This is a genomic window from Propioniciclava soli (genome assembly GCF_038502305.1).
In the GTDB taxonomy this organism is placed as follows: Bacteria; Actinomycetota; Actinomycetes; order Propionibacteriales; family Propionibacteriaceae; genus Propioniciclava; species Propioniciclava soli.
On record NZ_CP115965.1, the window covers coordinates 1,173,460 to 1,184,087 of the forward strand.

The 10,628-nt window shown below is 71.2% G+C and carries 9 protein-coding genes; 7 read left to right on the forward strand and 2 right to left on the reverse strand.

Annotated features, from left to right (window positions below; translation table 11 throughout):
* Position 1: 1 nt before the first annotated feature.
* The 4 genes from glf to PCC79_RS05390 are packed head-to-tail and all read left to right on the forward strand — an operon-like array spanning position 2 to position 4,825.
* A complete protein-coding gene (gene glf, locus PCC79_RS05375; protein ID WP_342373227.1) occupies positions 2-1,189 on the forward strand; it encodes a UDP-galactopyranose mutase in 1,188 nt (395 codons plus the stop codon).
* Positions 1,186-3,192: a glycosyltransferase gene (locus tag PCC79_RS05380; protein ID WP_232548862.1), complete on the forward strand. Its 2,007-nt coding sequence runs from the start codon at positions 1,186-1,188 to the stop codon at positions 3,190-3,192. Before glf ends, PCC79_RS05380 begins: the two co-directional genes overlap by 4 nt.
* On the forward strand, positions 3,192-4,049 hold the full coding sequence (locus tag PCC79_RS05385) for an ABC transporter permease (protein WP_232548861.1): 858 nt from the start codon (positions 3,192-3,194) through the stop codon (positions 4,047-4,049). The genes PCC79_RS05380 and PCC79_RS05385 overlap by 1 nt, the downstream gene beginning before the upstream one ends.
* Positions 4,049-4,825: an ABC transporter ATP-binding protein gene (locus PCC79_RS05390; RefSeq protein ID WP_232548860.1), complete on the forward strand. Its 777-nt coding sequence runs from the start codon at positions 4,049-4,051 to the stop codon at positions 4,823-4,825. Before PCC79_RS05385 ends, PCC79_RS05390 begins: the two co-directional genes overlap by 1 nt.
* Before the next feature lie 58 nt (positions 4,826-4,883).
* Here the strand turns inward: PCC79_RS05390 and PCC79_RS05395 are convergent, their stop codons facing one another.
* Together PCC79_RS05395 and PCC79_RS05400 are read right to left on the reverse strand one after the other, a co-directional pair.
* Positions 4,884-5,732 (reverse strand): glycosyltransferase, encoded by an 849-nt coding sequence (locus PCC79_RS05395; RefSeq protein WP_342373228.1) that lies wholly within the window; start codon positions 5,730-5,732, stop codon positions 4,884-4,886.
* Complete coding sequence (locus tag PCC79_RS05400) at positions 5,725-6,684, reverse strand: glycosyltransferase (RefSeq protein WP_232548858.1); 960 nt, start codon at positions 6,682-6,684, stop codon at positions 5,725-5,727. Before PCC79_RS05400 ends, PCC79_RS05395 begins: the two co-directional genes overlap by 8 nt.
* Positions 6,685-6,735: 51 nt before the next feature.
* Between PCC79_RS05400 and PCC79_RS05405 the strand changes: the two genes are divergently transcribed.
* From PCC79_RS05405 to PCC79_RS05415, 3 genes are all read left to right on the forward strand, one after another.
* Complete coding sequence (locus PCC79_RS05405; RefSeq protein ID WP_332836180.1) at positions 6,736-8,067, forward strand: hemolysin family protein; 1,332 nt, start codon at positions 6,736-6,738, stop codon at positions 8,065-8,067.
* A gap of 38 nt (positions 8,068-8,105) precedes the next feature.
* Positions 8,106-9,317 (forward strand): aminoglycoside phosphotransferase family protein, encoded by a 1,212-nt coding sequence (locus tag PCC79_RS05410; protein ID WP_342373229.1) that lies wholly within the window; start codon positions 8,106-8,108, stop codon positions 9,315-9,317.
* 167 nt (positions 9,318-9,484) lie between these two features.
* Positions 9,485-10,570: a BMP family lipoprotein gene (locus tag PCC79_RS05415; RefSeq protein ID WP_232548856.1), complete on the forward strand. Its 1,086-nt coding sequence runs from the start codon at positions 9,485-9,487 to the stop codon at positions 10,568-10,570.
* Positions 10,571-10,628 lie beyond the last annotated feature (58 nt).

Consider the following 10,628-nt stretch of genomic DNA (forward strand, 5'->3'; position numbering starts at 1 on the left):
AGTGAATGCAGACCTCCTGGTCGTCGGGTCGGGCCTGTTCGGCCTGACCGTCGCCGAGCGGGCCGCGAACGATCTCGGCCTCAACGTCGTCGTGATCGACCGGCGCCACCACATCGGCGGCAACGCCTACTCCGAGCCGGAGGCGCAGACGGGGATCGAGGTGCACCGCTACGGCGCCCACCTGTTCCACACGAGCAACGAGCGGGTGTGGAACTACGTGAACCAGTTCACCGGGTTCACCAACTACGTGCACAAGGTGTACACGAACCACCACGGCATCGTGTACCCGATGCCGGTGAACCTGCACACGATCAACCAGTTCTTCAACGCGGCGTACTCGCCATCCGAGGCGCGGCAGCTCATCGCCGAGCAGGCCGCCGAGTTGGAGGGCAAGGAGCCGGAGAACTTCGTCGAGAAGGGCATCTCGCTGATCGGCCGCCCGCTGTACGAGGCGTTCATCATGCACTACACGGCGAAGCAGTGGCAGACGGATCCGGAGCAGCTGCCGGCGTCCATCATCAGCCGCCTCCCGGTGCGCTACAACTACGACAACCGCTACTTCAACGACACGTGGGAGGGGCTGCCGGTCGACGGCTACACCGCCTGGTTCGAGCGGATGGTCGACCACCCCCGCATCGAGGTGAAGCTCGACACCGATTTCTTCGACGACGCCCAGCCGTTCAGCAAGGGCGCGGCGGCCGGGCAGGTTCCGGTCGTCTACACCGGCCCGGTCGACCGCTACTTCGACTTCGAGGCCGGCGAGCTCGGCTGGCGCACCATCGACCTGGAGGAGGAGGTGCTGCCCATCGAGGACTTCCAGGGCACCTCCGTCATGAACTACCCGGACGCCGACGTGCCGTACACGCGCATCCACGAGTTCCGCCACTTCCACCCCGAGCGCTCCTACACCAAGGACGCGACGGTCATCATGCGCGAGTACAGCCGCTTCGCCGAGAAGGGCGACGAGCCGTACTACCCGATCAACACGGACGCCGACCGCGCGGGCCTGCTCGCCTACCGCGACCTCGCCCGCGCGGAGTCGAACGTGCTGTTCGGCGGACGCCTCGGCACGTACAAGTACCTGGACATGCACATGGCCATCGGCTCCGCGCTGAGCATGGTGGACAACAAGCTGCGGCCCCACTTCACCGAAGGGGCCCGGCTCGAGAGCGGAGGGGTGGACGCGTGAGCGAGTCCGTCGCCTACATCACCCCCCTGAACACCGAGGTGGAGGGCGCCCGTTCCCTCCGCGAGGTCGCGCGGGTGGTGTTCCCCGGGCGTGGCGACGTGGACGCCGCCGCGCTGTACGTGGACCCGCCACGCCTGCCCGAGCAGGAGGTCGGGGGAGCACCGGCGGGGGCGGCCACCGCGGCGACGGAGGAGGAGCCGCGGCCCGACGACTACCTGTCGAGCCGCTCGCTGCGTGTGCGCCGCGGGCGCCACGTATCGCTGGGCTCGTACTTCAACGCGTTCCCCGCGTCGTACTGGCGGTGGTGGACCGACGTGACCGCCGTGGTACTGCGCGTCGTCACCTCCGGCGACGGCACGGTGATCGTGTACCGCAGCAACGCCCGGGGGCAGGTGCAGCGCGTCGACAGCCGGCAGGTCGCCGAGAAGGGGGCGGAGCACCTGTTCGAGCTCACGCTGGTGCCCTTCAACGACGGCGGCTGGTACTGGTTCGACCTGGTGGGCGGCGAGGACGGCCTCGTGCTGGAGGAGGCGTCCTGGCTGGTGGAGGCCGGCGACGTCAAGGTCGGCACCGTCAACCTCGGCATGACCACGTTCAACCGGCCCGACTACGCGGTGGCCAACGTCCGCGCCATCGCGGCGTCGCAGGAGCTGGCGTCCGTGGTGCACGAGATGCTGGTGGTCGACCAGGGCACCGAACTCGTCGAGGACGAGGACGACTATGCCGCGGCCGTGGAGGAGATGGCAGGCCGGTTGCGCGTGATCCGCCAAGGCAACATGGGCGGGTCGGGCGGCTATGCCCGCGGCATGTACGAGACGCTCCAGGCCGACGCGGACGGCGTGAAGGCCGACTACTTCATGACCCTGGACGACGACATCAAGGTGGAGCCCGAGTCGATCCTGCGCGCGGTCACGTTCGCCGACTTCTGCCGCGTGCCGTCGATCGTGGGCTCCCACATGTTCGACCTGCACAACCGGACGCTGCTCAACGCGTTCGCCGAGGTCATCGACCCCTACGCCTTCCGCTGGGGCCCGCCGGACGGGCTCGGCCAGCTCGATCTCTCCGAGCGTGGCCTGCGCTCGCGCCGGCTGCTGCACCGCCGTTGGGACGCCGACTACAACGGGTGGTGGATGTGCCTGATCCCGCGCGTCGTGCTGGAGGAGGTCGGTCTGGCCCTTCCCGTCTTCATCAAGTGGGACGACTCCGAGTACTCCCTGCGGGCCCGCGAGCACGGCTACCCGACGGTGACGCTGCCCGGCTCGGCGGTGTGGCACGTGTCGTGGTTCGACAAGGACGACGCCGTCGACTGGCAGGCCTACTTCCATGAGCGCAACCGGCTGATCGCGGCCCTGCTGCACTCCGGCTTCCTCAAGGGTGGCCGCATGCTGCGCGAGTCGCTCATGGTGGAGACCAAGCACACGATCTCGATGCAGTACTACGCCGGACGCCTCGTGCTCGACGGGCTCCGGGACGTGCTCGCCGGGCCCGACCGGCTCCACGACCAGATCGCGACGGCCGCGGCCCGGGCGCGCGGCCTGAAGAAGGAGTACGTCGAGGCCCAGGTGTCGCAGGACATCGGCGCGCTGCCCGCCGTCCGCACAGCCAAACCGCGCAAGCGGCAGGAGGCAAAACCGCCGTCGACGCCCGCGCTGATCCCGTGGACGCTCTCCACCATCGTGCGGCAGGTCGCCCTGCCGCCCCGGGAGCTGTCGCGCACCTACCCCGAGGCCGCGATCCGGCACGCCGACAGCAAGTGGTACTGGATGCCGCGCTTCGACTCCGCACTCGTCACGAACGCCGACGGCACGGGCGCCTCGCTGCACCAGCGGGACCCCGCCCAGGTGCGGGCGCTCACCTGGGAGAGCGTGCGGCTGCACGCCGAGCTCGCGCGCCGGTGGGAGGCCCTGGCCAAGGAGTACCGCGACGCCCTGCCGCGCATCACGTCGCCGGAGAGCTGGGCGGAGACGTTCGCGCGCAACCCGGCCCCGGCGTCCCCCCGCTAGTGGCCGCGACCGAACTGACGGCCCCCGGGCAGGGCCGGGGGCTGCTCGACGTTCTCGCGAACCGGTACCTGCTGCGGCTCATCGTGCGCAAGGAGGTGCAGGTCCGCTACCGCGGCTCGGTGCTCGGCATCCTGTGGAGCTACATCAAGCCGGCCGTGCAGTTCGGCGTGTTCTACGTCGCGATGGGCGTGTTCCTCGGGCTCAACAAGGGCATGGAGAACTACGCGGTGTACCTGTTCAGCGGCATCATCGCGATGAACTTCTTCAACGAGGCGTTCGGCAACGCGGCGCGCTCCATCGTGGGCAACGGCAACCTGATCAAGAAGATCTACCTGCCGCGCGAGCTGTTCCCGGCATCGTCGCTGTGGGTGGCGTTCATCCACTTCGTGCCCCAGGTGATCGTCCTGCTGGTCGCGTGCGTCTTCACCGGGTGGGTGCCGAACCTGTGGGAGCTCGGAGCGGTGCTCGCGGGCTTCCTCATCATCGGCATCTTCGCCCTCGGGCTGGGCGTGGTGTTCGCGACCGCGAACGTCTTCTTCCGCGACGCGGAGAACATCGTCGACCTGCTCGTCATGGTCGCGACCTGGGCGTCCCCGGTGCTGTACGTCTGGACGATGGTGCGGGAGGCCGCGCCGTGGCTCGTCAACCTGTACTTCCTCAACCCCCTCACCGTGGCCGTCGAGCTGTTCCACTACGGGTTCTGGCACCCGACCGTGACCTCCGGCGGCACGTGGGAGATCCCGCCGCACCTGTTCTCGGTGTGGACGCCGGCGGCGCTGGTGATCTCGGTCGCCTTCCTCGTGCTCGGCGACGTGGTGTTCCGCCGCTTCGAGGGCAACTTCGCCCAGGAGCTGTGATGGTGCACGAACACGCTCCGCGGGGGGCGCAGGGCACGGCGGGCGAGGTGGTCGTCCGGGTGTCCGGGGTGGGCAAGGACTTCGTCCTGCGGCACACCCGTAGCCTCAAGGAGGCGCTCGTCTGGCTGGTGCGGGGGCGCAAGGGCGACCTGGCGAACCACTTCCACGCGCTCGACGACGTGACCTTCGACATCCACCACGGCGAGACCGTCGCCCTCATGGGGCTCAACGGCTCAGGCAAGTCGACGACGCTGAAGCTGATCTCGGGTGTCATGCGACCGGACCGGGGCAGCGTCGGCGTCCGCGGCCGCATCGCCGGCCTGATCGAGGTGGGGGCCGGGTTCCACCCCGACCTGCCGGGGCGCGACAACGTGTACCTCAACGGGGCGATCCTCGGCATGACGCACGAGGAGATCGACGCGCGGTTCGATGACATCCTCGCGTTCAGCGAGATCGGGGAGTTCATCGACACCGAGGTGAAGTTCTACTCCTCCGGCATGTACCTGCGGCTGGCCTTCGCCGTGGCCGTGCACACCGATCCCGACGTGTTCCTGGTGGACGAGATCCTCGCCGTCGGCGACGAGCCGTTCCAGCGCAAGTGCATCGGCCGCATCAAGGAGCTCGTGGCGCGCGGCAAGACGTTGGTGGTGGTGAGTCACGACCTCGATCTGGTGCAGCAGATCTGCGAGCGTGGCATCGTCATGGAATCCGGCCGGGTCGTCTTCGACGGTCCGTGTCGCGAGGCCGTGACGTTCCTGCGGGAGCGCAACCGCTGAGGCCCCGGCCCGGACGCCCGCGCAGGGGCAGGCGCAGCGGCAGGCTCCTGGGCGCGGCTCAGCGCCCGCGGAGGCGGGTGACGACGGCGTAGATGGGGCGGCGAACCCGCGTGGGGACGAAGCGCCACACGCCCCGCACCACCACGTTGCGCGCGCACTGGAACGGTGTGGTGAACCCGGTGCGCAGCATCCGGGCCTGCAACCCCAGCTCGGAGCGCAGCAGCGTCCAGCCGCCGCGGCGGGCGTAGGCGCCGGCGCCGATCCGGTAGAGCACCAGCGGCTCGGCGACGTTGCCGACTTGGGCGCCCGCCGCGATCATGCGCGCGAACAACCAGTAGTCCTCCAGCTTGTCGAGGTGCTCGTACCCGCCGGCGGCAGCGACGGCGGCGCGTCGGTACACCACGGCCGGGTGGTTGAACGGGTCCTGGAAGCGGGCGAGCGCCGCGATGGCGGCGGGGTCGGTGGGCCAGGCCCGCACGAGCCCGCGCTCGTGCTCGTCGGTCGTGAACTCCACGATCGCCGCCGAGACGAGGTCGAGCCCGCCGGCCACGAGCGGCACCTGCGTGGCGAACCGTTCCGGCAGCGAGATGTCGTCGGCGTCCGCGCGGGCCACGATCGCGTGGGCGCAGGCCGCCAGGCCCGCCTCCAGGGCGCGGGCCAGGCCCACGTTGGTCGGCAGTTCGACCAGGCGGACGCCCACCCCGCCGGTCAGCTCGCCGGACGCCGCCCGCGCGAGCACGGCGGCGATGTCGGCGGCCACCGGGCCGTCCCGGACGAGGACGACCTCGGCGGGCCGGAGCGTCTGCTCGGCCGACACCGACGCGATGGCCCGGTTCACGTGCGCGGCGACGTCGCCGGCGTAGACCGGCAGCAGGACGCTGAACGGGGGCAGGGGCGGTTCAGGCACGGCCGGCCCCCCGCTCGATCGCGGCGACGTCGGCGGCCACCGGCGTGTCGGCGAGCACCGCCGTCGTCGACGGGGGGCGTCCGACCCCCTCGCGCAGCCCGGCCCAGCCGTGGCGCACGAGGGCGATTCGGTCGGCCGAGCGCGCCAGCATGCGCGCCCAGCGCCGCAGGGTCGACCCGGCGTAGAGCAGCCGGTCCCGCACCCCGAGGGCGGGGGAGCGGGTGAACAGCCACACCTTGTTGCGCACTTCGTTGCGGAACCGGGGGCCGGGGTCGGCGTCCGACATGCCGAACACCTTCGTCAGGTGCTGGACGCGGCTCGCCGGCACGTACAGCCCCACGCCGCGGCGCAACAGCCGGGCGGTGAACTCGAAGTCGTCGTTCCACAGGAAGTAGGCCGCCTCGGGCAGACCGTGGGTGCGCACGGCGGCGGCGTCCACCAGCACGCTCACGAACGACGCCGACCGCACGGCCCGCGCGCCCACCGCCGTGGCGGCCGCGCGCGCCGACCGGGTCAGGCCGAAGCGCTCCCGCGGGGTGTTCATCGGGTGCTCCCGGCCGTCGTGCCAGTCGGCGCGCGAGGCGGCGAGCGTCACGGGGCCGGGGTGGGCGGCCCAGGCGTCCAGCAACGCCGCGAGCGCGCCGGGCAACGGCACGGTGTCGTCGTCCATGAGCCACACCCGGTCGGCGGCGTGCCGCTGCAGGGCCACGGCGACCCCGGCGGCGAATCCGCCGGCGCCACCGGTGTTGCGCGGCAGCGTGAGCACCTCGCTCACCACCGGGTGTGACGATGCGAGCGCCGCGGAGTCGTCGGTGGAGGCGTTGTCGATCACGACGACCGCGTCGACGGGGCGCTCCTGGGCCGCGAGGCCGTCCAACGTCCGGGCCAACAGGTCGCGCCGGTTCCAGGCCACGACCACCGCGACGACGCGCACCGCGGCAGGGGGAACCATGGGGGTCACCCTAGCGTGGGGAGCGTCGGAGGAGCCCGATACGCTGGCGGGGTGAACCCGACGGTCTCCAACATCGTGCTGATCCTGCTCTTCATCCTCATCGGCGGGGTGTTCGCGGCCGCGGAGATGGCCCTGGTGTCCTTGCGGGAGAGCCAGGTCCGTGCCCTGAGCACGCGCGGCAAGCGCGGCAAGACGGTGGGCAGCCTGGCCGGCGACCCCAACCTCTTCCTCTCGGCCGTGCAGATCGGCGTGACCCTGTCGGGCTTCCTGTCGGCCGCGTTCGGTGGCGCGACCCTGGCGGGCGAGCTCGCCCCCGTCCTCGTCGGATGGGGCGTGCCCGAGGCTGCCGCGTCCGCCGTGGCCCTGGTGCTCATCACCATCGCGATCTCGTACGTCTCGATCGTCGTGGGCGAGCTCAGCGCCAAGCGGTTGGCGATGCAGCGTGCCGAGGCGTTCGCCATGGCGCTGGCGCCGTTGGTGAACGTGATCGCGACGATCACCCGACCGGTCATCTGGTTCCTCGGCGTGTCGACGAACGTCGTGGTGCGGCTGCTGGGTGGTGACCCGAAGGCGTCCCGCGAGGAGGTCACGGACGAGGAGCTGCGCGCGATGGTCAGCAGCTCGGTCACGTTGGGCGACGAGGAGCGCCAGATCGTGGACGAGGTGTTCGCGGCCGGTCAGGTGAGCTTGCGGGAGGCCATGGTGCCGCGGACGGAGGTCGACTTCCTCGACGGCGACATGCCGGCCCACAAGGCCGCCCGCCAGGTGGCCGACGGCTCCCACAGCCGCTACCCGGTGATCGGGCGCGACGTCGACGACGTGCTCGGCTTCCTCCACGTGCGCGACCTGTTCGATCTCGACCCGAGCGCCCGCAACGCCCCGATCAGCCAGCTGGTGCGCCCCGTGGCGGCGCTGCCGCAGACGGTGCGGATTCTCCGCGCCCTCTCGATCATGCAGGCGGCCAACGACCATCTCGTCGTCGTCCGCGACGAGTACGGCGGTACCGCCGGCATCGTCACGATCGAGGACCTGGTGGAGGAACTCATCGGCGACATCACCGACGAGTTCGACCTGGAGGTGCCCGACGACGCCGAGGTGCCCGACGAGCTGGACGGCCTCACCACCTTGGAGCAGTTCGCGGAGCGTTACGGGCTGACGCTGCCCGACGGTCCGTACGACACGGTGGCGGGGTACCTGATGGCCACGCTGGGGCGCCTGCCCGAGGCGGGTGACTCCGTCCGCGGCGTCGTCAGCTCCGTCGGCACCGAGGAGTCGGTGCCGCAGGACGTCGAGCTGACCGTCACGGAGCTGGACGGACGCCGCGCCTCCCGCCTTCGCCTCACGCGGCACGGCGTGCCGGCCCTGGGGCTCGCCCAGGAGTAGCCTCGCGGGGGCAACCGGCCGGGGCGGGGGGAGGGCGCATGGCTGACGACGACGGCGCCGAGCTGTTGTCCTCCGACGCCGTGGCCGGGCTGCTGGGCGCCGCGGTGGAGCACGCCGGCGGCACCTTGGAGAGCTGGGCGCTGGACCACATCGATGCCAACCCCCGGCAGTCGACAACCGCCACCTACTCGGCCGTCGTGGCGTGGCCCTGGGGCCGGCGCAGCGAGCTGCTGGGCGTCAGCGCCCGCGCCCAGGGGCCGACGGCCGCCGACAGCCGCGCGGAGATCTTCGCCGACGGCGAACGCGAGGTGGCCGTCTGGCTCTATCCGAACGACCCCGACCTGCCCGGTCTGGCGCGCGCCGCCTACCCCTCCTCGCTGGCGGCGGTGCTATCCGGGTCCGGCGCGGTCGCGGGGCCGCTCCCGCCCGAGTCCCTCGAGCTGGAGATGATCGCCTATCGTCCGCGCCGACGCGCCGTATTGCGCGCGCGGGTGGCCGACGGCCCCACGTTCTACGTCAAGGTGCTGCGCGAGCGGTTGTTCGCCGACGTCTCGGAGCGTCACGCGCTGCTGGCGGACGCCGGCGTCCCGGCCCCACCGGTCGTCGCGACGACCCCGGACCATCTGCTGGTGCTCGGTGCCCTGCCCGGCACGCCGTTGGCGCGCGCCGTGTTCGACGAGGCCGCGCCGTGCACCGCCGAAGACCTCATCGGGGTGCTGGACGCGATGCCGCCGACCGTGGCGGGGCTCGGGCGGCGTCCGCCGTGGTCGGATGCGGTCGATCATTACACGGCCATGGTGGCCGCGGCGCTGCCCGCGCAGCACGACCGGCTGCATGCCCTGGCCGACGCCATCCGCACCGGTCTGGCGCCGTTGCCGCCGGGGGACGAACCCACCCACGGGGATTTCCACGAAGGGCAGATCCACGTGGACCGGGGGCGGGTGGTCGGCATCCTGGACGTCGACACCATCGGGCCCGGACGCCGCGCCGACGACCTGGCCTGCCTCATCGCGCACCTGTCGACCATCCAGCGCATGAGCTCCGCCCAGGCCGCCCGCGTCCGCACACTCCTGCAGGCCTGGGTTCCGGTGTTCGACGCCCGGGTCGACCCCGTCGAGCTGCGGCTGCGCGCGGCCGCCGTCATCATCTCGCTGGCCACGGGGCCGTACCGCGGCCAGGAGCCGGACTGGCAGCGGGAGACCACCGCCATGGTGGACGCCGCGGAGGCCCTGGTGCGGCAGGTGCTGTGACCCCGTCGTGACCTGGACCGGGCTCAGGTCACAAAGGTGTATCAAGTGCGGCGGCGTGGCCGCCCCGCCGCGTGGCGCGCCGGCGTCCGGGGCTACGATCGCCGCACGACGCGCGTGACCGCCGCGCACGCACGTGTACGACCACCTGTTCTGCCGAGGAGGCACCTGTGAAGAAGACCCTGATTGGCACCGGCCTCGCCGCCGCGCTCGTGCTGGGCGGCTGCGCCAGCCCGCCGCCCACCGCCACGCCCGACACGACGGCCGGGACGAGCACCGGCACCGCGGCCGCCGGGGCGTCCGACTTCTTGGCCTGCATGGTCTCCGACGAGGGCGGCTTCGACGACAAGTCGTTCAACGAGACCTCCTACAAGGGCATGATGGACGCGAAGTCCGAGCTGGGCATCCAGACCCGCGAGATCCAGTCCGACACGACGGCCAGCTACGCCGGCAACGTGCAGTCGATGGTGGACGCCGACTGCGACGTCATCGTCACCGTCGGTTTCGCGCTGGGTGACGCGACCCAGGCATCCGCCGAGGCCAACCCCGACATCGACTACGCGATCGTCGACTTCGCCTACGACGCGCCGCTGGACAACGTCAAGGGACTGACCTTCAACACCGCCGAGCCGGCCTTCCTGGCCGGCTACCTCGCGGCCTCGATGAGCAAGACCGGCACGGTCGGCACCTACGGCGGAGCGCCGTACCCGACCGTCACGATCTTCATGGACGGCTACGCCCAGGGCGTCGCGCACTACAACGAGGTCAAGGGCACCGACGTGCAGGTGGTCGGCTGGAACTCCGACACCCAGGACGGGGCGTTCATCCCCGGCAACAACTTCTCCGACGTGGCCGGCGCCAAGCAGCTCGCGACGAACCTGGTCTCCCAGGGTGCCGACGTGATCCTGCCCGTGGCCGGGCCGGCGTCCGAGGGTGGTCTCCAGGTGGCGCAGGAGTCCGGCGGCAACGTCGTGTCGATGTGGGTGGACTCCGACGGCTACCTCTCCATGGAGCAGTACGCCTCGGTGATCCCGACGTCGGTCGGCAAGGCGATGGACGTGGCCGTGACCGACGCGATCCGCGCCTCGTTCGAGGACTCGTTCGACAACGAGGTGTTCGTCGGCACGCTCGACAACGAGGGCGTCTACCTGGCGCCGTACCACGATTTCGAGGATCAGATCTCCGACGAGACCAAGGCCGAGATCGAGCAGCTGAAGCAGGACATCATCGACGGCACGATCACCGTCAACTCCTGATCGGAGGCGTTCCACCGCGGGGAGGCGGGCCGACAGGGCCGCCTCCCCGCGCGTGTCT